The organism is Alcaligenes pakistanensis (genome assembly GCF_014652815.1).
Classification (GTDB): domain Bacteria; phylum Pseudomonadota; class Gammaproteobacteria; order Burkholderiales; family Burkholderiaceae_B; genus Alcaligenes; species Alcaligenes pakistanensis.
On record NZ_BMZN01000005.1, the window covers coordinates 349,499 to 374,405 of the forward strand.

The following is a 24,907-nucleotide window of genomic DNA, read 5'->3' on the forward strand; positions in this document are numbered from 1 at the left end:
CTTACGATGCTTGATGACCGGCCCGCCGTGATAGCGGGCCGTTTTCTATACGGTTGCAGGTATGAATTGGATGACGAATCGCTCCCCCTTGCCCTCGCGAGAGGGCGTGAGCCCCAGCAAAGTATGGTGCCCGCGTGGCCCTTGGCTGCGGTTAGATGATTTTTTATTAGAGCGCTTTCCGTACCTGAGTCCGGAGGTGTTGCGCGACCGGCTGGCACGGGGCGATATCCTGGACGAAAAAGGTGTAGCTCAGCAGGTGGATACGCCTTATCAAGCGGAACGCTGGCTTTGGTATTTCCGCGTGGTTGAGAATGAAGCGACAGTGCCTTTTGAGATGCCTGTCCTGTATGCGGACGAGCGATTGATTGCCGTAGATAAGCCGCATTTCCTGGCGACAACGCCGGGGGGGCGCTATCTGTACGAAACGGCATTGACACGAGTACGACGCCATTTTGGGGAAGACGGCATCAGCCCTATTCATAGACTGGATCGGGAAACGGCAGGCATTTTGCTGTTTTGCCGTGATCCCGCCTTACGTGGTGCCTATCAGTCTTTGTTTCAACAGGGCTGTATCGACAAAGAATACGAAGCCGTAGCCCCCTTTCAGTGCAAACTCATTCAGGGTTTGAGCTATAGCAGCAGGATGCAAGAAGTAGCCAACAAATTTGTTATGCAGGAAGTAGTGGGTGAACCGAATAGCCGCACTGAGATCAAGGGCGAGCGAGATTGGCACGATGCGCAGGGGCAGCATTTGGCGCTTTACCGTTTGCGGCCTCAAAGTGGCCGCAAACATCAGTTGCGGGTGCATCTGAGCAGTTTGGGTGCGCCTATTCTTAACGATGTGTTCTATCCGACCTTGCTGGCTGAGCGAGCAGCGGACGACTTCAGCCAGCCCTTGCAGTTACTGGCTCGGCATATCGCCTTTGTAGATCCTGTTACTGGACAGCACCAGCGCTTTAGTAGCCAACGCCAGCTGGAATTGGTCTGAACGGCGCGCATCCTCGCCATTTGCAGGATGTCTGAGCCTGCCAAGAGACAAGTCCAGGCCTAGGAGGTGCTATCTAGGTAGTGTTTGGTCGTTGGCAGGCAGGCAGCGAGCAGCACAGCCTAGTAATCGCGGAAAACGGCTTCTATCTGACTGTGGTCCAGTTGTGTAGCCAGACACAGCATCAACAAAATCCGAGCCTTTTGTGCAGGCAAGTAATGCGAGGCGATAGTGTGGTGATCCTCATCGTAGGCACTATCAGTGACAGGCCCAGCATGGATACGAGAAGCGCGTACACACACCACACCCAATCGATGCGCCCGGCTTACGCCCTCCAGCGCACCGGGTGTCAGGCTGCCGTTCCCCGTCGCTGCGACCACAATTCCTTGGACACCACTTTGCGCGGCGTGACGATACAGTTCAGCCAGGGTGTCGGGGTGGTCGTAGAAAACCTGGACTTTGGGCAGGCTGTAGAGAGTACGCACATCAAACTGGCTGCTAGTGGTATGGGGCAGCAGGCTGCGCATCATAAAGCGTGGCTGGCCACCGGCAAGCAGCCCTAGCGGGCCGGCATCGGGCGAGCCAAAGGCATTGGTCTGGGTTGTATGTTGTTTGCTTAAAAACCGGGCGCTGTGGATCTGGTCATTGAGCAGAACCATGACGCCCTGGCCTTGTGCCTGTGAAGAGCAGGCGACTTGCACGGCTTGATACAGGTTCAGCGGCCCGTCTGCGCTGAGAGCCGAGGCGGGACGCATGGCGGCCACCATCACCACGGGTTTGTCGGTTTTTAGGGCTAAATGCAGGAAAAAGGCGCTTTCTTCCAGCGTATCGGTGCCGTGGGTGATCACCGCGCCGCTAATGTCGGGCCTGGCCAAGAGCTCATTGAGCTTGTGCGACATTTCCAGCAGCATCAGCGAGCTCATGGCCCGGCTGTCTACATTGAAAATCTGATGGCATTCCAGATCGGCCAGCCCGGTAATGCCAGGCACAGCCTGCAAAAGCGTTTGCACGCCTTGGGTGATGTCGTAATCAGTCAGGCCGGTATTGGACTGGGTGGTGGCGGCAATGGTGCCGCCTGTACCCACCAGGGCCAGTTTGGGGCGTGTCGGCATGATAGTGCTCCGCGTCCAGTCGTTGCGCTATGGGGTGCGGAGAGACTGCTTCAGGGTAACGCCGGTTTAACGGCGCACTTTCAGCCAGCGCTCAATCAGGTGCACCACCGACAGCAAAGTAAAGTTGATCAGCAGGTATAGCAGGCCTGCAATAACAAAGGTCTCGATGATGGCGTAGTTCTGGTTCATCAAGCGTTTGGCATGGCCGGTCAGGTCCATCACCGCAATGGTTGAGGCCAGACTGGTGCCTTTGATCGCCAGCACAATTTCATTGCTATAGGCGGGCAGGGCCTGGCGGATCGCCAAAGGAAAAGCCACGCGGTGAAACCGTGTCCAGGCTGACATGCCTATGGATTTGGCCGCTTCAATCTGGCCCACTGGCACCGCCTGGAAACCGCCACGGAATACTTCGCTGACGTAAGCGCCGCTATTCAAACCAATGGCCAAAATTGCACAGCGCACCCCATCGCTGAACAGCCACCACAAGGTGGGGGATTCACGCACAAAGCTCAGGGTGCCGACGCCGTAATACAGCAGGAACAATTGCACCAGCAGGGGCGTACCGCGAAACACGGTGCTGTAGCTAAAGGCAAAGCTGCGCAGGGCTCGGCTGCTGGACTGACGCATCAAGGCCAGCGACAGGCCAATGAACAGCGACAGCACAATGCCCCACAGACCGATATACACACTTAAGCCAAACCCTTTAAACAGGGTTTCGACTGTGGTCTTGAATAATTCCAGATCAATCATGCCCGGGCTCTCATGCCTTTGCCGGTGTAACGTTCGGCCAGCAAAAACAGGGCCTGACTACAGGCACCAATCAGAAAATAAAGCACGCCCGCAATCAGGTACATAGCCATGGGTTCGCGCGTATTGGCGGCACCCAGGGTGGCGGCACGCATGATCTCGACCAGGCCAACCAGGGAGATCAGGGCAGTGTCTTTTAATGCGGTCTGCCAGACGTTATTGGCGCCGGGCAGGGCGTACCAGAACATTTGCGGCAGGATAATGCGGCGCAGACGCTGCCAGGACGACATGCCTATGGCTTTGGCGGCTTCGATCTGGCCTTCGGGAATGGCTTGCAAGGCACCGCGAAACACCTCCACGCTGTAGGAGCCCGCAATCAGGCCAATGGCCAAAATGCCGACCAGTGCGGGGAACCAGCGCGTTATGACATCTTCCATGCGCATGAAGTCGGCCAGATCGGAGACAACTTGCACTGAGCCGAAAAACAGCAGATAGATGATCAGCAGCTCGGGGATACTGCGAACAACTGTGGTGTACAGGCTGACGGGACCACGCAACCAGCGTGGCCCGTTGGTCTTGATGCTGGCTCCTGTAATCCCAATGACTACGCCAAGGGCCATGCCCAAAACGGAGATCAGCAAGGTCATTGCTGCTCCGCGAAGGAACATCCAGCCCCAGCCTTCGCGCAGCACATTAAAAATGGTCTCTAGCATCAAGTGGTACTTCTCGACTTATTTCTTGCAGATCTCGTAGTTGGCGATGTCGATGTCAAACCACTTTTCGCTGGCGGTTTTGACAGTGCCATCGTCGATCAGCTTGCACAGGGCGGCGTCAACCTTGGCTTTCAGTTCTGCATTGTCTTTGTGAATACCAACGGCAATGCCATAACCCAGGGTTTCAGGATCGGACGAGCCTTTGACGACCAGTTTGGACAAGGCAAAGTTCTGCTCACCGACTTTATGCAGGAACTTGGACTGCGAGGTCAGGTCGGCAAACGTGCCGTTCAGACGACCGGCGTCCAGATCGATTTGCATCTGGTCCAGGGTTTCGTAGTTCTTGATGGTGGTCTTGGGGGCTTTCTTGGCCAGGAATGCGCCGTGAGTAGTGCCGCCCTGAACGCCAATGGTTTTGCCGGCCAGACCGTCAAAAATAGCTTGTTCGTTGTCGGCGCCAACCAGCTCGCTGTTCTTAGGCAGAACGAAAATGGCGTCTTCAACGGCGTAAGGAATACTGAAGTTCACGCGCTTGGCACGCTCGGGGGTGTAGGACATACCCGAGATGATCAGGTCAAAGCGCTTGGCATCCAGCGAAGGGATCAGGCTGTCAAAGGCTTGCACGATGAATTTGCAGTCGCTGTTCAGCTCTTTGCACAGGGCAGCGCCCACATCGGCGTCAAAGCCGGTGACCTTACCAGCTGCGTCCACCATGCTCCATGGTGGGTAACCGCCTTCAGTACCGATTTTCAGGGTGTCTGCCATTGCAGCCTGGGAGCCCAACAGGGCCAGGCTGGCACAGATCAGGGTCTTGCTGAGGAAACTCATGGTCTGGCTCTCCTTTGTGGATAGGCTGGTTAGGGCCGTATTGGCCCTGCTGGTTTTCCAGCCGGTGTCGTATTCAAGAAGCGATGATCTTACTGCATTGGTTGTAGAAACTGCTGTAGACGCTCGGATTGTGGCCTATCGAACAAGTCTTTGGGGTGACCACGTTCTTCAACCAGGCCGTTGTGCATGAAAATAGTCTCGGAAGAGACGTCACGCGCAAAATTCATTTCGTGGGTGACCAGAATCATGGTGCGGCCTTCTTGGGCCAGCTGACGAATCACCCGCAGTACTTCGCCTACCATTTCCGGGTCCAAGGCCGAGGTCGGTTCATCAAACAGCAAAACATCCGGGTCCATAGCCAGAGCACGGGCAATGGCCACGCGTTGCTGCTGGCCACCGGACAGCTCCGCCGGGTAGGCATCGCATTTATTGCTCAGGCCCACTTTGCCCAGCAGCTCGCGTGCGTAGTCGGCCGCTTCACGGGCAGGACGGCCTTTGACATGAATCGGGCCTTCGGTGACGTTTTGCAGCACCGTGCGGTGCGACCACAGATTGAAGTTCTGAAACACCATGCCCAGACGTGCGCGTACTTTTTCCAGCAGGCGTGGGTTGTCTGTCTGGCATTCCCCTTTGCGATTGCGATGGCTGCGCAAAATGTCGGCACCGATCTGGATCTCGCCCTGATCAGGCACGACCAGGTGATTAATGCAGCGCAGCAAGGTACTTTTACCCGAGCCGGAGGCACCAATAATGGAGAGCACATCACCCTTGTGAGCTTGCAGGGAAATGCCCTTGAGCACCTCGTTGGTGCCAAAGCGTTTGTGGATGTCGCGAACCTGGACCGCCGCGTTCAGGTCATTGTTATTCACAGCAATGTCCTTGCGGTCAAAGAGAAAGGGGGTAAGGGTTTCATACGGGTGTCATATCTTGGATGCCCCGATTCTACCGCTTTCCCCCTGTTTTTTTTGCACAAGCGCTGTATTTAGCTCATAAAAAGCGGCATAAACCGGGTACGCCGCCTTATGACCTTATGGATACAGACCGCGTACCTGACGAGATTCCAGAATGCGGGCGCAGCCCACAATAAAGGCCGCCGTACGCAAAGTAACGTTGTGCTCTTTGGCAACCGCCGCCACCGTGGTGTAGGCCGAACGCATCATCATTTCCAGACGGTTGTTGATCTCGTCCTCGGTCCAGAAGAAGCTGGAGAAGTCCTGGACCCACTCGAAGTAGGACACAGTCACACCACCGGCGTTGGCCACCACGTCCGGAACAATGGTCACGCCTTTGTCGTTCAGGATGTCGTCGGCTTCGGGTGTGGTGGGGCCGTTGGCGCCTTCAATCACAATGCGGGCGCGGATGCGGTCTGCATTGTTTTTGTTGATCTGGCCTTCCAGTGCGGCAGGGATCAGCAGGTCGGTTTCGATATGCCAGAAGTCCTCGTTGGCGATAGCTTCCGTGTTGGGCGCGCCAGCCAGCCCCTTGTGCTGCTCCATGTGGTTCAGCAAGGCCAGCACATCCAGACCATTGGGGTTGTACACCGTGCCCGTGTGGTCCTGTACGGCCAGTATTTTGGCACCGGCCTCCTGGAACAGGCGGGCGGCTGTGCCACCCACATTACCAAAGCCCTGCACAATGACGCGGGCGTCATTCAGGTCAATACCGGCATCGCGGGCTGCTTCGCAACCGACGGTAAACACGCCGCGACCAGTCGCTTCCACGCGGCCCAGGCTACCGCCCAGGGATACGGGCTTGCCGGTGACCACGCCTGTGCTGGTGCCACCGACATTCATGGAATAGGTGTCCATCATCCAGGCCATGGTCTGGGCGTTGGTATTCACGTCCGGGGCAGGAATGTCTTTGTTGGGGCCGATAATCACACCGATTTCGCTGGTGTAGCGGCGCGTAATGCGCTCCAGTTCCGCCTGGGAGTGGTTGCGGGGATCAATACGAATACCGCCCTTGGCACCGCCAAATGGCAGATTCACGGCAGCCGATTTAACCGACATCCAGGCAGCCAGGGCCATCACTTCGGACAGGGTGACGTCCTGGTGGTAGCGCACGCCGCCCTTGCCTGGGCCACGGGAAGTATTGTGCTGAACGCGGTAGCCCTCAAAGTGGGCCACGGTGCCGTTATCCAGTTCAATGGGTACGTCGACAATCAGTGTGCGCTTGGGGCGCTTGAGTGTTTCAACCCATCGGGACAGTTTGCCCAGATACGGAGTGACTCGCTCCACTTGTTCGAGATAAATACCCCACGGGCCGACGTCGTCGGCGTTCAGGTATGACGGCAAAGCATGGGTGGGACGATCTGTCATGAGCTCCTCGATAAGGTTGGGGAAACGGGATACGAGTACACAGTCGCATATGTTGGGCGCAGACGCAGAACCCGGCAAAGACGCTGTTGATTGGCTTAGCGGTGGCCGTTTGCAACAGTTATGCTATCGGAAATGGCCGCTGTTGTGTTTGCAGCGTTTGCGATGGTTTTATCTGGGTGCTGGTGCATTGATGGCTTCTTCTGACTCTTCCCTTTCTGGTCGTCTGGCGCAGTTGCGCCAACGCATCGAACAGGCTTGCCTGCAAGCAGGCCGCCCTGCCGATGCCGTGGCTCTGTTGCCCGTCAGTAAAACCTTTCCAGCACCCGTGCTGGCCCAAGCCCTGGATTTAGGCTTGTCGCGAATGGGCGAGAACAAGGTTCAAGAGATCCGGGACAAGCAGGCTGTGTTGGCTGATCGCGCGGTGCAGTGGGTGATGATAGGCCATCTGCAGAGCAATAAGGCTAAAGACATCGCACGTCTGGCCAGCGAAGTGCAGTCTTTGGACCGTTTATCGCTGGCCCAGGCCCTGGACCGAAACCTGCAAACGGAGCAGCGCAGCCTGGATGTGCTCATTCAAGTCAAAACCTCGCCCGAACCCAGCAAGTTTGGTCTGGCACCGGAGGAATTACCCGCATTTATGCAGTCCTTGCGGTCGCTGGACACCTTAAAAATACGTGGTTTGATGACGATGGCCATCAATAGCGATGACCCTCAGGCCGTACGCGCTTGCTTTGCCCAGTTGCGCCAGTGGCGTGATCGTTTGGTGGAGTTGGGCTATGAGCAGGTGCAAGGCCTGTCCATGGGCATGAGCGGGGATTTCGAGCTGGCGATTCAAGAAGGCTCTACCGAAGTACGCGTGGGTTCGGCCCTGTTTGGCGCACGTGATTACAGCTGATCGATATCCGCATCGTTACTAATGCCCTGCGCACGGCTGTCCGCGCATAATGTCTCTGCGCATCCCAGGCGGGATGCTTAAAACTTAAAAAAACAGCGTCAAAAGCGCTGTCAAGGAGACATCATGCATTGGAAGAATTTTGGAGCCGGTGTGCTGCTGCTGAGCGCCAGCCTGACAGGAACGGCGATGGCAGCGGATTGGCCCCAGTCCGCAGTGACCTGGGTCGTGCCCTATCCCGCAGGGGGCGGTTCAGACGTGATTGCCCGACTGGTGGCCAAGCAATTGGAAAGCAGCCTGGGCCAGACGCTGATTGTGGAAAACAAACCGGGTGCGGCCACCATTATTGGCGCGACCTATGTCAGCAATGCCAAACCGGATGGCTATACCGTAGGTACGGCTGACTCGGGCACCCTGGCCTTTAACTCTTCCCTGTACAGCAAGCTGCAATACGATCCGGCGGCGTTTACCTATGTGGGTGGTTTGGCCCGTTTCCCCTTGATGCTGGCGGTACCACAAGAGTCACCGTACAAAACAGTGGCTGATTTGCTGGCAGCCGCTCGCGCTCAGCCTGAAAAACTGACGTCTTCCTCGGCTGGCAGTGGTTCGCCACACCATCTGGCGCTGGAAATGTTCAAGCAGCGTACGGACACCAAGATTGTGCACGTGCCCTACAAGGGGGCGGCCCCAGCCATTCAGGATTTGTTAGGCGGTCAGGTGGACATGTCCTTTGTGGATTCCGCTGCAGCACTGTCCAACATCAAAGCAGGAAAACTGCGGGTTCTGGCCGTTGCCACACCCGAGCGCAGTGGCTTGTTGCCTGATGTTCCGACCATGGCCGAGGCTGGTATCGCCGACTTTTATGCCTACGCCTGGCAGGGCATCGTAGGCCCGCCAAAAATGGATGAAGCGGCCCGCCAACGTTTGAGCCAGGATTTGATGCAGGCTTTGAAAACGCCTGAGCTGGCTCAGCGCATTCGCGATATGGGTGTGGAACCCATGCCCATGACGCCCGATGAGTTCCAGGCCTATGCCCAGCGTGAACGTGCTGAATGGGCCACGGTGATCGAGCGTGCCGGCATTCGTATGGATTGACGTTTAGCGGGTAGGCAGTAGCCGCATAATCAGGCGGCGTATTCGTCGCCGTAACGTTTCAGGCCGTCCAGGTCCACGACCTGGACGCCACCATACTTGATCAGTAACAGCCCTTCATTCTCAAGCTGGCGCAAGGCCTGGTTGGCGCGCTGGCGCGAGACGCGGGCCAGATAGCCAATTTCTTCCTGGGTAATGTCCAGGCGCAGACCTTTTCCAGGATAGAGCAGCGGGTTGAATAGCTCTGCCAGACAGCGTGCCACGCGGGCATCGGGCGTAGACAGGCTGTTGTATTCCGCCTTGCCGATAAATTGCGCCACACGCTCATTAAGCTGATGCAGGAGGTAGCGGTTGAACGCAATGCTCTGGTCCAGCAAGTCGTTAAAGCTATGGGCGGGCAGGCGGGCGACCTGGCTGGCGCGCAAGGCGACGACATCGTATTTACGCTCCTCGTTCTTGAGCAAAGAGCCTTCGCCAATCCAGCCGCCGGCGGGCACGCCCGTCATGGAGGCAATCTTTCCTTCGGAGTTTCCTACCGATACTTTGAGCAGGCCCGACAGGACGCCAATCCAGGCGGTGGCGCGCTCTCCCTTGCGCTCAACGATCGCGCCTGCCTCGTATTCGGTCACTAAAGTGTCGCGCCGGACACGCTCTTGCAGCTCCGGTGTTAACAGGCGAAACCAGGCGGCTCGCTCGGATAAAGCGTCTACAACATGCATGAGGATTAACCCTCGTTAAAGGTCGAATGTCATGTCCGTGACAATCTTCGGGACGGGCAGCCGATACCTTGATTAATAACAGGCTGCAAATAGCATGAGGGCATCAAGTTCGCCTTCGGTCTCAATCATAAGCAGCCTCCTGGACCATAACAAGCCGGGAAAATTCGGAGGAGACATGGTTGTGCGGATGGATAAAGAGCAGGTAGCGGGTTTACCCGGCACCTTCCCAGCCTGGATAGAACACCATGCCCAGGTGCGCGGCGACAAAATCGCCATGCGCGAAAAAGACCTGGGAATCTGGCAGACCTGGACGTGGCGGGAACTGGCCGAACAGGTCGAGCAACTGGCTGCGGGCTTGGCCGGGCTGGGTGTCAAAGACGGACAGCACGTGGCGGTGATCGGTGAGAACCGGCCGCGCTTGTATCTGGCCATGATGGCGGCCCAAATGCTGGGCGCTGTCCCCGTGCCGCTGTATCAGGATGCGGTGGCCCAGGAAATGTTGCACGTTTTGCTGGATGCCAGCATACGCGTGGCTGTGGTTGAAGACCAGGAACAGGTCGATAAGCTGCTGGAAGTCTGGGATCAGTGTCCCGATCTGGACGCGCTGATTTATGACGACCCGCGCGGCCTGCGCAATTACCAGCAGGATCAGCTCCAGTTTATTGAACAGGTCATGGAGCAGGGACGCTTGCAATTGGCACGCGACCCGGACTGCGTACGTCGGATCTGGAAGGCGATCCCCCCCGATCAAGCGGCCGCCATGTTTTACACCTCGGGCACAACGGGCAAGCCCAAGGGCGTGGTTCTGACCCATGCCGCTTTGGTGGATCGTGGGCTGGCTATTCAGGAGCTGGAATCGCTGACTGATGCCGAGGAAGTGCTGGCGTATCTGCCCCCTGCCTGGATCGGGCAGAACATGTTTTCCTACACGCAGTTTTTGGTCACCGGCTTTACGGTGAACCACCCCGAGTCGCCCGAAACGGTGTCCATCGATCTGCACGATATTGGCCCAACGTATTATTTTGCGCCACCACGTGTGTTGGAAGGTCTGCTCACGCAGGTCACCATTCGTATGGAAGATGCGGGTGCCCTCAAGCGGGCTTTGTTCAAACGCTGCATGTCTTTGGCAAATCGGGTCGGCGTACGGATTCTGGACAAAAGCTCGGATGTGAATCTATGGGACCGCCTGTGCTATGGCGTGGGCAATGTCCTGATTTACGGTCCCTTGCGCAACGCGCTGGGCATGAGCCGGGTTCGAGTGGCCTATACCGCGGGTGAAGCAATTGGCCCGGATTTGTTCACGTTTTACCGCTCGATTGGCATCAACTTGAAGCAGTTGTACGGTGGCACAGAAACTTCCGTGTTTGTCTGCGTGCAGCAAGATGGTCATGTGCGTGCGGATACCGTGGGCCCACCTGTCCGAGGTGTAGAAATCCGCGTGGCCGAAAACGGTGAAATTCAGGTTCGCAGCCCCGGTTTGTTCAAAGAGTATTACCGCAATCCCACGTCTACGGCTGAGTCCTTTACCCAGGATGGCTGGTATCACACGGGCGATGCAGGCTATCTGGACACCGATGGCCAGTTGAAGATCATCGACCGCGCCAAGGATGTGGGCAAGCTGGCCGATGGCTCTTTGTTTGCTCCCAAGTACATCGAGAACAAGCTCAAATTCTTCCCCTTTGTTAAAGAGGCGGTGGCCTTTGGTGATGGCCAAAAAGAAGTGTGTGCCTTTATCAATATTGATCTGGAAGCCGTGGGTAACTGGGCTGAACGACGCAACTTGCCTTATGCCGGTTACACCGATCTGGCTGCCAAACCGGAAGTCTATGCCTTGATTCGCGATTGCGTGGCTCAGGTGAATGACGATCTGGCGAACGATCCTAAGCTGGCGGGTTCACGTATCAGCGCCTTTTTGATTCTGCATAAAGAATTGGACCCCGATGACGATGAGCTGACCCGCACCCGCAAAGTACGTCGCGGCTTTATCGCCCAGAAATACAAGGTCCTGGTTGATGCCTTGTTCAGTGGGCTGGACAGGCAATTCATAGAGACTGAAGTGAAGTTCGAGGATGGGCGCAGTGGTTGCATTTCGGCAGACCTGCACATTGAGCGCATGACAGACGCAGTAGCAAGGAGCGCATGATGAGTGAGGCGCAAACGCAGGGCCGACGCATTGGTCCCGTAGTGTTGGATTTGAAGAATATTTCGCTGTCTTTTGGTGGTGTCAAAGCCTTGACCGATATCTCGTTCAACATTCGTGAACACGAGATCCGTTCCATCATCGGCCCTAACGGAGCAGGCAAAAGCTCCATGCTGAACGTCATCAATGGCGTATACGCACCACAACAAGGCGAGATTGTGTTGCGCGAGCAGAGTTATGCGCGCATGAACTCGCGCCACACGGCCGAGCAGGGCATTGCCCGTACTTTCCAGAACCTGGCTCTGTTCAAGGGCATGAGTGTGCTGGACAACATCATGACGGGTCGCAATCTGCACATGAAAAGCGGGGTGTTTGCCCAGGCTTTTCGACTGGGTAGGGCCGAACGCGAAGAGATTCGCAACCGTGAATACGTGGAAGGCATTATCGACTTTTTGGAGATCCAGGCCTACCGCAAAACGCCGGTAGGACGTCTGCCTTACGGTTTGCAAAAACGGGTTGACCTGGGCCGGGCCCTGGCGATGCAACCGAGCATCCTGTTGCTGGATGAGCCCATGGCGGGCATGAACATCGAGGAAAAGCAGGATATGTGCCGCTTCATTCTGGATGTGAACGAAGAGTACGGCACCACGATTGTTTTGATTGAGCACGATATGGGTGTGGTCATGGATATTTCGGACCGCGTGGTGGTCTTGGACTATGGCAAGAAAATTGGTGACGGGGTGCCGGATGAAGTGCGGCAAAACCCAGACGTCATCCGCGCCTATCTTGGCGCTGGCCATTGAGGGGAACGGACATGGCATTTTTTCTTGAAACCTTGCTGGGCGGACTGATGAGCGGGATGTTGTACGCCCTGGTCGCGCTGGGCTTTGTCCTGATCTTCAAAGCGTCAGGTGTTTTTAACTTTTCACAGGGCGCGATGGTGCTGGTGGCCGCACTGGCCATGGCTCGTTTGTCGCAGTGGATTCCGCAGTTGCTGGGTATGGAACCTGGGCTGCTGGGCAATGTGCTGGCCTTTATTGTCTCGGCCATCCTGATGTTCGTCCTGGCGGTGGCCATTGAGCGCTGGGTGCTGCGCTATCTGGTCAATCAGGAGGGGACGACCTTGCTGATGGCCACGATCGGTATTAGCTATCTGCTCGATGGCTTGGGCCAGATTGTGTTCGGCAGCTCGGTGTACTCCATTGATGTGGGCATGCCTAAAGATCCGGCCTTTATTCTGGAATCCATGTTTGAAGGCGGTGTCCTGGTCAGCCTGGAAGATTTGAGCTCGGCGGTGGTGGCGGCCTTGTTGGTTGCAGCGCTGGCGGTGTTCTTTCAGTACACCAGTGTGGGTCGCGCCTTGCGCGCCGTGGCTGACGATCACCAGGCAGCTCAGTCCATCGGTATTCCCTTGAACCGCATCTGGGTCGTGGTCTGGACCGTGGCCGGTCTGGTTGCATTGGTCGCCGGCATTATCTGGGGTTCCAAATATGGGGTGCAGTTCACCTTGTCTACCGCAGCGCTGCGCGCCTTGCCGGTGGTTATTTTGGGTGGTCTGACTTCTGTACCGGGCGCTATTGTGGGTGGCCTGATTATCGGTGTGGGTGAGAAGGTGTCCGAGGTGTATCTGGGCCCTTATGTAGGCGGCGGCATCGAGATCTGGTTTGCTTATGTGCTGGCCCTGGTGTTCTTGCTGTTCCGACCTCAAGGTCTGTTCGGCGAGAAGATTATTGATCGCGTCTGAGGTGGAGTCGATATGATTTACCGCGAAAATGGTCAGTTCAAAAGCAGCTATCGGGCTGACCAGCAAATTTTCCCCATCCGCCAGGATCGCTATGTGGTGTTGGGTGTGTTGTTGGTGGCTTTCTTGCTGGTGCCTGCCATGGCATCCAACTACTTCCTGCAAGCCATTCTGATTCCTTTCCTGATCCTGTCTTTGGCAGCGATTGGCCTGAATATTCTGGTGGGCTATTGCGGGCAGATTTCCATCGGTTCGGGTGCCTTTATGGCCGTGGGTGCCTACGCCGCCTGGAACTTTGGTGTCCGTATTCCAGAACTGCCATTGGTCGTGCAGATTCTGCTGGGGGGGGTGTTCGCCACCTTGGTGGGCGTTGCCTTCGGTATCCCCAGCTTGCGTATCCGGGGCCTGTATCTGGCCGTCACCACCTTGGCCGCGCAGTTCTTTGTGGATTGGGCCTTCCTGCGTATCGCCTATTTCACGAACTATTCGCCATCGGGCAACGTGTCTGTGCCTGCCTTGAGTGCCTTTGGCCTGCCGGTTCAGACGCCCATGCAAAAGTACCTGTTCGTACTGGCTTTTGTCGTGGTGTTTGCACTGCTGGCCAAGAATCTGGTGCGTGGGGCCATTGGCCGCCAGTGGATGGCGATTCGGGACATGGACGTGGCTGCTGAAGTTATTGGCATCCGTCCGGTCTACGCCAAGCTCACCGCCTTTGCGGTCAGCTCCTTCATTATCGGTGTGGCCGGTGCTTTGTGGGCCTTTGTACACCTGGGCTCCTGGGAACCCTTGGCCTTTGACCTGAACCGCTCCTTGCAGTTGCTGTTCATCGTCATCATCGGTGGCTTGGGCTCGATTGTGGGCAGTTTCTTCGGTGCAGCTTTCATGGTCTTGCTCCCCGTTTTTCTGACTAACGCGCCGCACTGGTTTGGTGTGTCGATCGGGGTGGATACCGCCTCTCATATCGAACACATGGTGTTCGGTGCCTTGATTGTGTTTTTCTTGATTGTGGAGCCGCATGGTTTGGCTCGACTCTGGAGTATTGGTAAGGAAAAGCTGCGCTTGTGGCCCTTCCCCCATTAACAGCAGGTAGGCAGTTCATTACAAAAACAGCCCCGCCCATCGGGACGGGGTAATTAGACAAATGGTACTTATCGGAGGACCAGGAGATGACAACACGACTGAAACGCGCTGTGCTCGGTTTGAGTGCTTGCGCTGCAATGTTGACCATGAGTACAGCCGCTGTGGCAGCCGAGGAGCAGTACATTCCCCTGCTGACCTACCGCACTGGCTCGTTTGCCCCACTGGGTATCCCATGGGCGGACGGCAAGCTGGACTATCTGGCTTTGGTTAATGAACGCGATGGCGGTGTTAATGGCGTCAAGCTGACATACGAAGAGTGTGAAACAGCCTATGCGACCGACCGTGGCGTCGAGTGCTATGAGCGCATGAAAGGCAAGAATGGTGGTGCTTCGGGTTTTGACACCCAGTCCACGGGCATTACGTTCGCCCTCACCGACAAAGCCTTTGTGGATGGAGTCACTATCGAAACGATGGGTTACGGCCTGTCGCATTCGGCGAACGGCGCGGTGTTTGAGTGGAACTTCCCCTTGCTGGGCACCTACTGGACCGCTGCTGACGTGATGATCCAGGACATCGCCAAGCAAGTGGGCCAAGACAAGCTGAAAGATCAGCGTATTGCCTTGGTCTATCACGACTCCCCCTACGGTAAAGAGCCTATTGCCCTGTTGCAGGCACGTGCCAAAGAGCAAGGCTTCAAACTGGATCTGTACCCTGTGACTGCTCCTGGCGTGGAACAAAAATCCACCTGGCTGCAAGTGCGCAAGAACCGTCCTGATTTCGTCCTGCTGTGGAGCGCGGGGATCATGACGCCGACCGCTATCCGTGAAGCTCAAGCCGTGGGTTACCCACGCGAGAAAATTTACGGTATCTGGTGGGCTGCTTCCGAGAGCGATGTGGTCGATCTGGGCCAGACCGCCAAGGGCTACAAAGGCATCACGATCCACAACAGTGCTGGCGATGGCCCGGTGCATGACGCTGTGCGTGAGCTGCACGCTAAAGGCAAAGGCGCTGAAAACCGCGACAAGCACGTAGGTTCCTTGGCCCATACCCGCGGCATGATGATCTCCATGATGCAGGTAGAAGCCATTCGCACCGCACAAGAGAAGTATGGCAAAGGCAAGCAAATGACGCCTGAGCAAGTGCGTTGGGGCTTTGAGAACCTGGATCTGGACGAGGCACGTCTGAAAGAGCTGGGCTTTGAAGGCATCATGCGTCCCGTCAAGACCTCTTGCGCCAACCACATGGGCGACGACTGGGCACGCATCGTGCAGTGGGACGGCAGCAAGTTCGAGGTTGTGTCTGACTGGTATCAGTCCGACAAGAACTTTGTCGATCCTTTAGTCAAAGAAATGTCGGCTAAGTACGCCGCCGAGAAGAAAATTACGCCTCGCAGCTGCGAAGGCTAAACCCAGGCGCCCAGGGTTCGCCCTGGGCACTGCATTGCGTGGGGAAGATTATGAGTGAGACCGTAGGCCAAGTGGATGAGACGCCCATTTTGCTGGACGTCAATGGCATCGAAGTGATTTACAACCACGTCATTCTGGTGCTTAAGGGCGTGTCCTTGCGTGTTCCAGAAGGGCGGATCGTTGCCTTGCTGGGCGCCAACGGTGCCGGTAAAACCACGACCTTGCGGGCCGTATCGAACTTGCTGCGCGCCGAGCGTGGTGATGTGACTAAAGGCCAGATTCAACTGCGTGGTGAACGCATCGACCAACTGACACCGGCTGATCTGGTCAAGCGCGGCGTGGTGCAGGTTATGGAAGGGCGCCACTGTTTTGCGCACTTGAGTATCGAGGAAAACCTGCTGACGGGAGCCTATACCCGCTCCCTGTCGCGTGGCGACTTAAGCGCCGAGCTGGACAAGGTGTATCAGTACTTCCCGCGTCTGAAGCAGCGTCGTACCAGTCAGGCGGGCTATACCTCGGGCGGGGAGCAGCAGATGTGTGCCATTGGGCGTGCCTTGATGGCCAATCCGGGCATGATCTTGTTGGACGAACCCTCCATGGGTCTGGCGCCGCAAGTGGTGGAAGAAATTTTTGAGATCGTGCGCGACCTGAACCAGCGCGAGCGAGTCAGCTTCTTGCTGGCCGAACAAAACACTAACGTGGCCCTGAAGTATGCCGACTACGGCTACATCCTGGAAAACGGCCGGGTCATGATGGACGGTCCCTCCAAAGCCTTGGCCGAGAACGAGGACGTCAAGGAGTTCTACCTGGGTGTGTCAGGTGGCGAGCGCAAGAGCTTTCGCGACAATAAATTTTATCGGCGACGCAAGCGCTGGCTGGCTTAAAACCCAAGGGTTTTCAATATATGAGTATGGCCAAACTGGTACTGACAAGTGAATAGAACCTGATTTTCAGTATGGGGGTTGGCCAGGATTGAGGACGCATGAAGGTGCTGTCCACTACCCTTTTTTTGACGTTTTTTTGTTTTGGGCTGCTTCTGGCCACACGGCGTGTGGCAGCAGAGCTTGGCATCGACACGAGTCTGTCTACCGGCAGGTCGTTGGATAAAGCTGAGCGCGGGAGCGTGTGAATGGCAATTCATCCCAATGGAGGAGAGATGAGCGAATACTACGACGAGCGCGAAACCCTGGAGCCGGCAGAGCGCGAAGCCGATTTGATGACCCGCTTGCCACAGGTGTTGCAAGCGGCCGCCAAGGGGGCCCCTGCCATTGCCATGCAACTGGAGTCGCTGGATCTGGCGGGGATACGCAGCCGCGAGGATCTGCTGGCCGTACCCGTATTTCGTAAGGGTGAACTGTTGCAGGCGCAGCTGGAAGCGCGTGAACAAGCTCGTTCCAATGCGCATTCAGCAGCCTATGCGCAATCGGTGTTTGGAGGTTTTTCCTCTATCGGTTGGGGGGCTGCCCGTAAGGTGTTTGCCTCGCCCGGTCCCATGTACGAACCTGAAAGCCGTCGCCCGGATTATTGGGGCTTTGCCCGCGCTTTGTACGCAGCCGGGTTCCGTCGCGAAGAGTTGATTTTTAACTGCTTCTCCTATCATTTCACCCCGGCCGGCTCCATGATGGAAACCGCCGCCCATGCACTGGATTGCACGGTGTTTCCGGGTGGAGTGGGTCAGACAGAGCAGCAAGTGCAGGCTATGGCCGATCTGCGCCCCAATGGCTATACCGGCACCCCCAGTTTTTTGAAAATCATTATGGAAAAAGCCCAGTCCATGCAGGTGGAGCTACCGGGCCTGAGCAAGGCTTTGTTTTCGGGAGAGGCGTATCCGCCCTCCCTGCAAAAGTGGTTCAGCGAACACGGTGTGGCGGGCTATCAGGCCTATGGCAGCGCCGACCTGGGCATGATTGCCTATGAAACCCAGGCCCGAGAAGGTCTGGTGATGAATGAAAACCTGATTCTGGAAATTGTGCGTCCTGGGACAGGACAGCCGGTGGAGCCCGGCGAGGTGGGCGAGGTTGTAGTGACCTCCTTTAACCCAGACTATCCGCTGGTGCGTTTTGGCACGGGTGACTTGTCTGCTGTGATGCCGGGGCAGTCTCCTTGTGGCCGTACCAATCAGCGCATCCGTGGCTGGATGGGGCGGGCTGACCAGACGACCAAGGTGCGTGGCATGTTTGTGCATCCGGGGCAGGTGGAGCAGATTCGTCTGCGTCACAAAGAACTGGGCCAGGCCCGTCTGGTGGTACGGGGTGCCAGTGGTCAGGATCAGATGGTGTTTCAGGTGGAAGTGGCGTCCAAACCCGAAGGGCTGGAGCAAGCCTTGGCCGATTCCATCCGCGAGATCACCAAGCTGCGTGCCCAGGTGGAGTTTACGGAGCCAGGCGCTTTGCCACGGGATGGTAAAGTCATCGAGGACCAACGCAGCTACGATTAATTCGCCATTTATATATGCACACAAGTCACAGTCGGGCTGCGGTACTATGCTGGAAAATAGTAAATACCTATACCTTTTGAGGAGAGCCCGATGCGCTTTGTGCCCGTTTCTGCTGTAGTCCTGGCCTTGATGGCCAGCTTGCCTGCTGCCCAGGCCGCCACCCTGGATAATGTTAAACAGCGTGGTCACGTGCTGTGTGGCGTGACCACCGGTTTTGCCGGTTTTTCTGCCCCTGATGACAAGGGTGTCTGGACGGGCCTGGATATTGATGTGTGTCGCTCGGTAGCGGCCGCGACCCTGGGCGATGCCAGCAAGTTCAAGGCAGTGCCTTTGAACTCGCAGCAGCGCTTCACCGCCTTGCAGTCGGGCGAAATTGATTTGTTGGCCCGCAACACCACCGTGACCCAGCAGCGCGATACCGCTGTGGGCGCTATCCACGCGGGCATCAACTTTTACGACGGCCAGGGCTTCCTGGTGTCCAAGAAATTGGGTGTTTCCAGCGCCAAGGAGTTGAACGGCGCCACTGTTTGTATGCAAACGGGCACGTCCAATGAAAACACCATGGCTGACTGGGCGCGTGCCAACAAGGTTGAGTACAAACCTGTGGTGATCGAACAGTTCAACGAAGTGGTTAACGCTTTTGTAGCGGGCCGCTGTGACGTGTTTTCTACCGATGCCTCCGGCCTGGCTTCGATCCGTATCTCCAAAATGGAGAACCCGGACGACTACCAGGTCTTGCCTGAAATCATTTCCAAAGAACCTCTGGGCCCATTCGTACGCCAAGGCGATGATGCCTGGCTGAATATTGTGAAATGGTCTATTCAGGCCAGCTTCAACGCTGAAGAGCTGGATGTGACCACTGCCAACGTGGACGAGAAGCTCAAGAGCAACAACCCCAACATCCAGCGTTTGCTGGGCGTGACTCCAGGTGCAGGCAAGAACTTGGGTCTGGACGAGAAATGGGCCTACAACATCATCAAGCAAGTCGGTAACTACGGCGAGTCGTTTGACCGCAACGTCGGTAAAGGCAGTCCACTGCAAATCGAACGTGGTTTGAATGCCTTGTGGATTGATGGCGGCCTGATTTACGGTTTGCCGATTCGTTGATCAATTAAAGGTCAGCGTGATAAAGACAAGCAGCTCTCAAAAAGAGCTGCTTTTTTATTGACTGATCGCTGCGAGCGCCCGGATGCTAAGGAGCCTTGAGCCTTGAGCCTTGAGCCTTGAGCCTTGAGCCTTGAGCCTTGCCTTGAGGCGGTATGGGTTGTCTGAATCGGCGATTTGTTCGATCCAAGGCATTTCAAATGGCTTGAACACTGCTACATACGGGCTGTGAAAGCGCTGCGCGCGGTTGGTGACAGGGAAACACTTAGGATTGCTTGCCCCAATCAATCCGCGCAGTCTGGGGCAAGTCGTGAAATCTAGTTTTTACGACGCAATACCAGCGAGATCTTGGCAAAGGCCACTTGCAGGTCCTGCGTGGCCCCTTGAAAGATCACCGGGCGTCCACGTCGGGTAAAGCAGATCAGGCGCTTGGAGTTGAACAGCGGCACGAATTTGGCAAAGTGAATGTCTTGCCATTGCACTTCCCGCTTCATGATCCAGTTCTGGCGTATGCCGTTCTGATCAATGGTGGTGACGCCGTGCCACATATGCCAGGCAATCAGGATCAGACCAGTAAACAATAGGACCAGACAGCCCGCCAGCACAGGGCTGATGGCCGCACCTTGCGGGGAGCTGGCGACAAGAGCGAAACGCACACCAATCAGGGCGAGCACTATCCAGGCACCGGCCGCCACCCATTTGGGCCAGGAACGGCCTTGGATGGGCAGTTGGCCCAAGTCCTTCAACATGGCATCAATTTCCTCTTGCGAGGGAGCTTGGCTCATCAACACGCGGCGGCCCCTTGTTTGTTGCGGGCAGCCAAGGCATTTCCAGCGTTACTGGCGGATTTACGGTTCAGGTGAGCTGAAATCCACTGGCCTGCGTCTACGACAGCATTCAGATCAATACCGGTTTCGATATCCAGACCCTGCATCAGGAACAGTACGTCTTCCGTAGCGACGTTGCCAGTGGCACCTTTGGCGTACGGGCAGCCGCCCAGACCGGCTACGGAACTGTGGAAAATATGAATACCGGCCTGCATGGCAGCCACGATATTGGCAATGGCCTGTCCATACGTGTCATGAAAATGGCCTGACACGTGAACCGGATCAATCTGCTCGGTAACCATGCGCATTACTTCGTAGACTTGGCGGGCGGTACCGACGCCGATGGTGTCGGCTACGTCGATTTCATCGCAGCCCAATTCGATCAGGCGTTGGCCAACTTTCAGCACATTGGCAGGAGCCACGGCACCTTCGTAAGGACAACCGAAGGCACAGCTGATGGAGCCGCGCAGGCGCAGACCCGCTTCTTTGGCCGCCAGGGCGACCGGCTCAAAACGCTCCAGGGACTCTTCAATACTGCAATTGATATTGCGCTGCGAAAACGCCTGGCTGGCAGCAGCAAAAATAACCACTTCATCCGCCTTGGCGGCCAGGGCGGCTTCAAAGCCACGCATATTGGGCGTCAGAGCTGAGTAGATCGTACCGGGACGGCGCTCAATAGCCGCCATCACTTCTGCGCCGTCAGCCATTTGTGGTACCCATTTGGGCGAGACAAAGGAAGCGGCTTCCACGTTCACAAAGCCCGCATTGGACAAACGGTTGACCAGTTCGACTTTGATATCGGTAGGGATAAATTCTTTTTCGTTTTGCAGACCGTCCCGAGGGCCGACCTCCACAATCTTGACGCGCGAGGGGTATGACATGAGGTTTCCTGAAGGGATAAAAGGCTTGGGCCTAAGGGCCCTTACGTATTCGTCATGATAACTCTTGAAGGCCGGGCTGGCGTCCTAGGAACTGCCCTATGACCCTTAAGGTTTCAAGCGTTGGAATCGTCCGTCTGGCAAGGGTTCTATGCAGCCTGCCAGCTCCAGTTCGGCCAAGAATGCAGGCAGTTCGGTCGCCAGCAGGCCAGTACGCCGCATCAGTTGCTCGGGGCTTAAGGGAGCAAAGTCGATACGCTCCAGAATAGGACGAAGCTCGTCGGGTAAGGCATCGTACTGGACACGCTGCGATGCGGGCTGGCTGGCGGCGGTATCCAGCCTGAAGGCGGTTTGCACATTGCCCAGCTCATCCAGAATGTCCTGGGCACTTTCCACCAGCTTGGCACCTTGGCGTATCAGGGCATGGCAGCCGCGCGCCAAGGGGGAATGAATAGAGCCGGGTATGGCAAAGACCTCGCGCCCCAGCTCTCCCGCCAGGCGAGCCGTAATCAGGGAGCCACTTTGTTTTGCTGCTTCGACCACCAGCACCCCTTTTGCCAGCGCCGCCACAATACGGTTACGGCGTGGAAAGTGATGCGGCATGGCTCGGGTGCCTAAGGGAAATTCGCTCAGTAGCAGGCCGTGGGCACTGATGCGGTGCGCCAGATCGCGGTGTGCTGCCGGGTAGACCAGATCCAGCCCTGTTCCCATCACTGCAATCGTGCCTGCCGACTCTGGCCCTGCCTTCAAGGCTCCCTTATGCGCCGCCTGATCAATGCCACTGGCCAGTCCGCTGATAATGCACCAGCCCTTGGAGGCCAGCGTGGCAGCAAAGTCTGTCGCCGTCTCCTGGCCGGACTGGGTCGCATTGCGTGCACCCACAATCGCCAGTCCGTTATGTTGCAAAACGCCCAAATTGCCATTGGCATAGAGCAACAAGGGGGCATCATGCAGGTCTAGCAGAGCAGCCGGGTACGTGGGGTCGGCCAGCGTCACAATATGATGGTCGGGCTGCTTGAGCCAGTCCAGCGCCTGGTCAATTTGAGCCTGCAGTTCTTCCACAGGTGCTTGGCTCAGTTGTACGGCCAGTTCGCTGGGGATATGGCGCGATAGGGTGTGAGCCGAGCTTTGATAGATTTGCGGCGGTAATCCGCAAGCGGCCAGTAATTGTCGAGCTTGGGCGGGCGCCAGTTCTGGCTCCAGCGACAGGCGCAACCAGGCGCGCAATTCTTCCGAGATTTCATCCGAGCTAAAATGATCAGGCATAAGGCAGTGTGGCACGAAACCCATAATTGTTCTGTTTGGCCTGGACGGATTTATCCAGGGTGAATGCCGTTTTTTTGCTAGGGCTTCGTGTGGTGCCGGGGCAATCAGGTGCCGCCCTGAAACTTGTTTTATTATATCGACTTATCGCTTTTTCTTCGGACATGACAATGGCTTTGCTTCCCATCCTTAAATTTCCTGACCCACGTCTGCACACGGTTGCCAAACCTGTGCAGGAGGTCGACGACCGTATTCGCAAACTGGTCAAGGATATGGCCGAGACCATGTACGACGCGCCCGGCGTAGGCTTGGCCGCCACTCAGGTGGATGTGCACGAACGCGTCGTGGTGATTGATGTCTCCGAGAGTGGCAACGAGCTGCTGGTGCTGATCAACCCGGAAATCACCTGGAAAAGCGACGAACTGAAGGTCTACGAAGAAGGCTGTCTGTCCGTCCCAGATACCTATGACAAGGTTGAACGCGCTGCCAATATTCGCTTCAAGGCACAAAACGAAAAAGGCGAATGGTACGAGCAAGAAGCTGATGGCCTGCTGGCCGTGTGTGTTCAGCACGAGCTGGATCACCTGGATGGCAAGGTGTTTGTAGAGTATTTATCTGTGCTCAAACGCGAGCGTATCCGCAGCCGTTTGCGCAAGCAGCAGCGTGAAGCCCTGAAGGTGGGGCAATAGTAGCTATGCGTATTGTTTTTGCCGGTACCCCGGATTTTGCTCGTATCGCCCTTGAAGCCCTGTTAGCGCAGGGCTTTGATGTTCCTTTGGTCATGACGCAGCCAGACCGCCCAGCCGGTCGTGGTATGAAACTCAGCCCTAGCCCCGTCAAGCAAGCGGCGCTGAACGCCAATATTCCGGTTCTGCAGCCACATAGCTTGCGACTGGACGGTAAATACCCCGAAGAAGCGGCCCAAGCCCGCCAGACCTTGCTGGATGTGCAGCCGGATTTGATGGTGGTGGCGGCTTACGGTTTGATTTTGCCCAAGTGGACTCTGGAGCTACCTCGCTATGGCTGCTTCAATATTCACGCCAGCTTATTGCCTCGTTGGCGCGGTGCGGCACCGATTCAGCGTGCGATTCAGGCGGGCGATGCGGCGACCGGTATCACCATCATGCAGATGGATGAAGGCTTGGATACCGGCGATATGCTGGTACGTAGTGAATTGGCGATTCGTGATGATCACAGTGCCGCAACACTGCATGACGATTTGGCCGAGTTGGGTGCGCAGGCCTTGCTGGAAGCCTTGCAGCATTTGCGTGATGGCACGTTGCAGGCGGTTCCGCAGCCAGAGCAAGGTGTGTCTTATGCCGAAAAGCTGTCCAAGGCAGAATCTGTGTTGGATTTGAGTCAGTCCGCCCAGGTGTTGGAGCGCCGTATTCGTGCGTTTGATCCTGTACCTGGCTCAACCCTGTCCTTGCCCGGCTTGGATCAGCCCGTGAAGGTCTGGCGTGCGCAGGCTCTGGAACAGCAGCACTCAGCAAAACCTGGGCAGGTTCTAAACGTCAGTGCTGAAGGGATTGATGTCGCCTGCGGTGAAGGGGCGCTGCGTTTGCTGGAACTGCAAAAAGCCGGTTCCAAGCGCCAGCCCGTTACTGTTTTTGTGCAGGGCTGGCAGTCTCGCTAAGTTTTGCTAAATGGGTTCAGACGCCAGCTTTGCGCTGGCGTCGCCATTCCAGGGCACCAATCACAATGCCACTGGTACACACCACGGCAATCCCGATCCAGGTAAAGACATCGGGGAACTGTCCCCAGATCAGCCACCCTAGCGCGGCCGCTGCCACGATCTGCAGGTAGACAAAGGGGGCCAGCAAGGACGCCGAGGCCCGTTGATAGGCCTGGATTTGCAGCAAGTGCCCTAGGCAACCCCACAGGCCGGTCGAAATCAGAATCAACCATTGAAAAAACGTCAGCTCTTTCAGGGCAGGAAGGGCGGCGGGCAGCAGAAAGGGCAGGGCGATGGTCAGGCAGATACTGCCGACAGCACCGCTCCAGATCAATGTTGTTAGCGAATTGTCCACGGCCACACGGCGTGTCGCTATAAATTGCGTAGCGAACATACAGGCGGTCATCAGGCCGAACATCACACCCATGGGGTGCAGGCCCGCGGTGGGGCGGATGATGATCAGCACGCCCAGGAACCCGACTCCGGCAGCCACCCAGCGGCTGATGCGGGGGGGCTCCTTCAGAACCCAGGGGGCGACTGACAGCACCAGCAAAGGCGCCAGGAAATTGATGGAAGTTGCCTCTGCCTGAGGCAGATAACGCAGGGCCGAGAAAAACGAGAAGGTGGACAGCATCATGACTGTGCCACGCAGAATTTGAGCCTTGGGGCGGGAGCTGCGCAGTATCTTGCGGCCCTTGACGGGCAGGACCAGCGCCAAGACCAACCCCAGATGAACGACGTAACGAAACCAGCACATCACCAGCAAGGGCACGCCAAAGCCCATGATCCACTTGCCGCTGGCATCCAGTCCCGACAGGGCCCAGGACGACAGGATGAGAATCAGCACCCCCACCAGAGGAAAGGCAACCGGTGAAAGACTGCTCGGGGGCAAGGGGGAGGATTGGGCTGTGCTCATGACAGGCTCCTGACGAAAAGCACAAGGACGGCCG

Annotated in this window: 24 protein-coding genes; 13 read left to right on the forward strand and 11 right to left on the reverse strand. The window is 56.7% G+C overall.

What is annotated here, in order from left to right; genetic code table 11:
* The first annotated feature begins 70 nt into the window (after positions 1 to 70).
* Complete coding sequence (locus tag IE156_RS16980) at positions 71 to 988, forward strand: pseudouridine synthase (protein ID WP_189393829.1); 918 nt, start codon at positions 71 to 73, stop codon at positions 986 to 988.
* 119 nt (positions 989 to 1,107) lie between these two features.
* On the opposite strand, the gene IE156_RS16985 is transcribed toward IE156_RS16980, so the two are convergent.
* The 6 genes from IE156_RS16985 to IE156_RS17010 all read right to left on the reverse strand — a co-directional run bounded on the left by IE156_RS16985 (position 1,108) and on the right by IE156_RS17010 (position 6,703).
* The gene (locus IE156_RS16985) at positions 1,108 to 2,097 is read right to left on the reverse strand and encodes an asparaginase (RefSeq protein WP_189393830.1); all 990 of its coding nucleotides are present in this window, start codon (positions 2,095 to 2,097) and stop codon (positions 1,108 to 1,110) included.
* Between the two features lie 66 nt (positions 2,098 to 2,163).
* Complete coding sequence (locus tag IE156_RS16990) at positions 2,164 to 2,847, reverse strand: ABC transporter permease (protein ID WP_189393831.1); 684 nt, start codon at positions 2,845 to 2,847, stop codon at positions 2,164 to 2,166.
* Complete coding sequence (locus IE156_RS16995) at positions 2,844 to 3,557, reverse strand: ABC transporter permease (RefSeq protein WP_189393832.1); 714 nt, start codon at positions 3,555 to 3,557, stop codon at positions 2,844 to 2,846. Before IE156_RS16995 ends, IE156_RS16990 begins: the two co-directional genes overlap by 4 nt.
* Positions 3,558 to 3,575: 18 nt before the next feature.
* Positions 3,576 to 4,385: a transporter substrate-binding domain-containing protein gene (locus IE156_RS17000; protein ID WP_189393833.1), complete on the reverse strand. Its 810-nt coding sequence runs from the start codon at positions 4,383 to 4,385 to the stop codon at positions 3,576 to 3,578.
* Between the two features lie 89 nt (positions 4,386 to 4,474).
* On the reverse strand, positions 4,475 to 5,254 hold the full coding sequence (locus IE156_RS17005) for an ABC transporter ATP-binding protein (protein ID WP_189393834.1): 780 nt from the start codon (positions 5,252 to 5,254) through the stop codon (positions 4,475 to 4,477).
* Between the two features lie 159 nt (positions 5,255 to 5,413).
* Positions 5,414 to 6,703, reverse strand: a complete 1,290-nt coding sequence (locus IE156_RS17010) for a Glu/Leu/Phe/Val family dehydrogenase (protein WP_189393835.1) — start codon at positions 6,701 to 6,703, stop codon at positions 5,414 to 5,416.
* Between the two features lie 190 nt (positions 6,704 to 6,893).
* On the opposite strand from IE156_RS17010, the gene IE156_RS17015 reads away from it, so the two are divergent.
* Both IE156_RS17015 and IE156_RS17020 read left to right on the forward strand, forming a co-directional pair.
* Positions 6,894 to 7,598, forward strand: coding sequence for a YggS family pyridoxal phosphate-dependent enzyme (locus IE156_RS17015; protein ID WP_189393890.1), 705 nt, complete (start codon positions 6,894 to 6,896; stop codon positions 7,596 to 7,598).
* 123 nt (positions 7,599 to 7,721) lie between these two features.
* Positions 7,722 to 8,690 carry a Bug family tripartite tricarboxylate transporter substrate binding protein gene (locus tag IE156_RS17020; RefSeq protein ID WP_189393836.1) on the forward strand — a complete coding sequence of 323 codons (969 nt, stop codon included), beginning with the start codon at positions 7,722 to 7,724 and terminating at the stop codon, positions 8,688 to 8,690.
* A gap of 29 nt (positions 8,691 to 8,719) precedes the next feature.
* Here IE156_RS17020 and IE156_RS17025 read toward each other — a convergent pair whose 3' ends face one another.
* The gene (locus IE156_RS17025) at positions 8,720 to 9,406 is read right to left on the reverse strand and encodes a Crp/Fnr family transcriptional regulator (RefSeq protein ID WP_189393837.1); all 687 of its coding nucleotides are present in this window, start codon (positions 9,404 to 9,406) and stop codon (positions 8,720 to 8,722) included.
* 175 nt (positions 9,407 to 9,581) lie between these two features.
* Here IE156_RS17025 and IE156_RS17030 point away from each other — a divergent pair, with 175 nt between their 5' ends.
* The 8 genes from IE156_RS17030 (at position 9,582) to IE156_RS17065 (ending at position 19,317) form a co-directional block, all read left to right on the forward strand.
* Positions 9,582 to 11,549, forward strand: a complete 1,968-nt coding sequence (locus IE156_RS17030) for an AMP-dependent synthetase/ligase (protein ID WP_229841440.1) — start codon at positions 9,582 to 9,584, stop codon at positions 11,547 to 11,549.
* The gene (locus IE156_RS17035) at positions 11,549 to 12,349 is read left to right on the forward strand and encodes an ABC transporter ATP-binding protein (RefSeq protein WP_189393838.1); all 801 of its coding nucleotides are present in this window, start codon (positions 11,549 to 11,551) and stop codon (positions 12,347 to 12,349) included. Before IE156_RS17030 ends, IE156_RS17035 begins: the two co-directional genes overlap by 1 nt.
* Before the next feature lie 11 nt (positions 12,350 to 12,360).
* Positions 12,361 to 13,290: a branched-chain amino acid ABC transporter permease gene (locus tag IE156_RS17040; RefSeq protein WP_189393839.1), complete on the forward strand. Its 930-nt coding sequence runs from the start codon at positions 12,361 to 12,363 to the stop codon at positions 13,288 to 13,290.
* Between the two features lie 12 nt (positions 13,291 to 13,302).
* Entirely contained in the window at positions 13,303 to 14,367 is a 1,065-nt protein-coding gene (locus tag IE156_RS17045; protein WP_189393840.1) for a branched-chain amino acid ABC transporter permease, read from the forward strand.
* A gap of 137 nt (positions 14,368 to 14,504) precedes the next feature.
* Positions 14,505 to 15,773, forward strand: a complete 1,269-nt coding sequence (locus tag IE156_RS17050; protein ID WP_373296550.1) for an ABC transporter substrate-binding protein — start codon at positions 14,505 to 14,507, stop codon at positions 15,771 to 15,773.
* A gap of 50 nt (positions 15,774 to 15,823) precedes the next feature.
* Positions 15,824 to 16,657: an ABC transporter ATP-binding protein gene (locus tag IE156_RS17055; protein WP_189393842.1), complete on the forward strand. Its 834-nt coding sequence runs from the start codon at positions 15,824 to 15,826 to the stop codon at positions 16,655 to 16,657.
* A gap of 272 nt (positions 16,658 to 16,929) precedes the next feature.
* Complete coding sequence (locus IE156_RS17060) at positions 16,930 to 18,210, forward strand: phenylacetate--CoA ligase family protein (RefSeq protein ID WP_189393892.1); 1,281 nt, start codon at positions 16,930 to 16,932, stop codon at positions 18,208 to 18,210.
* Positions 18,211 to 18,300: 90 nt separating this feature from the next.
* A complete protein-coding gene (locus tag IE156_RS17065) occupies positions 18,301 to 19,317 on the forward strand; it encodes an amino acid ABC transporter substrate-binding protein (RefSeq protein WP_189393843.1) in 1,017 nt (338 codons plus the stop codon).
* Between the two features lie 314 nt (positions 19,318 to 19,631).
* Here IE156_RS17065 and IE156_RS17070 read toward each other — a convergent pair whose 3' ends face one another.
* The 3 genes from IE156_RS17070 to dprA form a co-directional block, all read right to left on the reverse strand.
* Positions 19,632 to 20,099 carry a hypothetical protein gene (locus IE156_RS17070; protein ID WP_189393844.1) on the reverse strand — a complete coding sequence of 156 codons (468 nt, stop codon included), beginning with the start codon at positions 20,097 to 20,099 and terminating at the stop codon, positions 19,632 to 19,634.
* Positions 20,099 to 21,022: a hydroxymethylglutaryl-CoA lyase gene (locus IE156_RS17075; protein ID WP_189393845.1), complete on the reverse strand. Its 924-nt coding sequence runs from the start codon at positions 21,020 to 21,022 to the stop codon at positions 20,099 to 20,101. The genes IE156_RS17070 and IE156_RS17075 overlap by 1 nt, the downstream gene beginning before the upstream one ends.
* Before the next feature lie 105 nt (positions 21,023 to 21,127).
* Positions 21,128 to 22,285 carry a DNA-processing protein DprA gene (gene dprA, locus IE156_RS17080; RefSeq protein WP_189393846.1) on the reverse strand — a complete coding sequence of 386 codons (1,158 nt, stop codon included), beginning with the start codon at positions 22,283 to 22,285 and terminating at the stop codon, positions 21,128 to 21,130.
* A 167-nt stretch (positions 22,286 to 22,452) separates the two neighbouring features.
* Here dprA and def point away from each other — a divergent pair, with 167 nt between their 5' ends.
* Together def and fmt are read left to right on the forward strand one after the other, a co-directional pair.
* Positions 22,453 to 22,971, forward strand: coding sequence for a peptide deformylase (gene def, locus IE156_RS17085; RefSeq protein ID WP_189393847.1), 519 nt, complete (start codon positions 22,453 to 22,455; stop codon positions 22,969 to 22,971).
* 5 nt (positions 22,972 to 22,976) lie between these two features.
* Positions 22,977 to 23,918, forward strand: a complete 942-nt coding sequence (gene fmt, locus IE156_RS17090) for a methionyl-tRNA formyltransferase (protein ID WP_189393848.1) — start codon at positions 22,977 to 22,979, stop codon at positions 23,916 to 23,918.
* 16 nt (positions 23,919 to 23,934) lie between these two features.
* Here the strand turns inward: fmt and IE156_RS17095 are convergent, their stop codons facing one another.
* The gene (locus IE156_RS17095) at positions 23,935 to 24,873 is read right to left on the reverse strand and encodes a DMT family transporter (protein WP_189393849.1); all 939 of its coding nucleotides are present in this window, start codon (positions 24,871 to 24,873) and stop codon (positions 23,935 to 23,937) included.
* Between the last annotated feature and the right edge of the window lie 34 nt (positions 24,874 to 24,907).

Excerpts from the sequence above, each read along its gene's own strand:
- IE156_RS17060 (WP_189393892.1), top strand. The coding sequence starts at position 16,930 with ATGAGCGAATACTACGACGAGCGCGAAACCCTGGAGCCGGCAGAGCGC.
- IE156_RS17010 (WP_189393835.1), bottom strand. The coding sequence starts at position 6,703 with ATGACAGATCGTCCCACCCATGCTTTGCCGTCATACCTGAACGCCGAC.
- IE156_RS17065 (WP_189393843.1), top strand. The coding sequence starts at position 18,301 with ATGCGCTTTGTGCCCGTTTCTGCTGTAGTCCTGGCCTTGATGGCCAGC.
- IE156_RS16985 (WP_189393830.1), bottom strand. The coding sequence starts at position 2,097 with ATGCCGACACGCCCCAAACTGGCCCTGGTGGGTACAGGCGGCACCATT.
- IE156_RS16980 (WP_189393829.1), top strand. The coding sequence starts at position 71 with ATGACGAATCGCTCCCCCTTGCCCTCGCGAGAGGGCGTGAGCCCCAGC.
- IE156_RS17040 (WP_189393839.1), top strand. The coding sequence starts at position 12,361 with ATGGCATTTTTTCTTGAAACCTTGCTGGGCGGACTGATGAGCGGGATG.
- IE156_RS17020 (WP_189393836.1), top strand. The coding sequence starts at position 7,722 with ATGCATTGGAAGAATTTTGGAGCCGGTGTGCTGCTGCTGAGCGCCAGC.
- IE156_RS17035 (WP_189393838.1), top strand. The coding sequence starts at position 11,549 with ATGAGTGAGGCGCAAACGCAGGGCCGACGCATTGGTCCCGTAGTGTTG.
- IE156_RS17025 (WP_189393837.1), bottom strand. The coding sequence starts at position 9,406 with ATGCATGTTGTAGACGCTTTATCCGAGCGAGCCGCCTGGTTTCGCCTG.
- dprA (WP_189393846.1), bottom strand. The coding sequence starts at position 22,285 with ATGCCTGATCATTTTAGCTCGGATGAAATCTCGGAAGAATTGCGCGCC.
- IE156_RS17070 (WP_189393844.1), bottom strand. The coding sequence starts at position 20,099 with ATGAGCCAAGCTCCCTCGCAAGAGGAAATTGATGCCATGTTGAAGGAC.
- IE156_RS16990 (WP_189393831.1), bottom strand. The coding sequence starts at position 2,847 with ATGATTGATCTGGAATTATTCAAGACCACAGTCGAAACCCTGTTTAAA.
- IE156_RS16995 (WP_189393832.1), bottom strand. The coding sequence starts at position 3,557 with ATGCTAGAGACCATTTTTAATGTGCTGCGCGAAGGCTGGGGCTGGATG.
- IE156_RS17000 (WP_189393833.1), bottom strand. The coding sequence starts at position 4,385 with ATGAGTTTCCTCAGCAAGACCCTGATCTGTGCCAGCCTGGCCCTGTTG.
- IE156_RS17055 (WP_189393842.1), top strand. The coding sequence starts at position 15,824 with ATGAGTGAGACCGTAGGCCAAGTGGATGAGACGCCCATTTTGCTGGAC.
- IE156_RS17075 (WP_189393845.1), bottom strand. The coding sequence starts at position 21,022 with ATGTCATACCCCTCGCGCGTCAAGATTGTGGAGGTCGGCCCTCGGGAC.
- IE156_RS17030 (WP_229841440.1), top strand. The coding sequence starts at position 9,582 with ATGGTTGTGCGGATGGATAAAGAGCAGGTAGCGGGTTTACCCGGCACC.
- def (WP_189393847.1), top strand. The coding sequence starts at position 22,453 with ATGGCTTTGCTTCCCATCCTTAAATTTCCTGACCCACGTCTGCACACG.
- IE156_RS17015 (WP_189393890.1), top strand. The coding sequence starts at position 6,894 with ATGGCTTCTTCTGACTCTTCCCTTTCTGGTCGTCTGGCGCAGTTGCGC.
- IE156_RS17095 (WP_189393849.1), bottom strand. The coding sequence starts at position 24,873 with ATGAGCACAGCCCAATCCTCCCCCTTGCCCCCGAGCAGTCTTTCACCG.
- IE156_RS17045 (WP_189393840.1), top strand. The coding sequence starts at position 13,303 with ATGATTTACCGCGAAAATGGTCAGTTCAAAAGCAGCTATCGGGCTGAC.
- fmt (WP_189393848.1), top strand. The coding sequence starts at position 22,977 with ATGCGTATTGTTTTTGCCGGTACCCCGGATTTTGCTCGTATCGCCCTT.
- IE156_RS17050 (WP_373296550.1), top strand. The coding sequence starts at position 14,505 with ATGTTGACCATGAGTACAGCCGCTGTGGCAGCCGAGGAGCAGTACATT.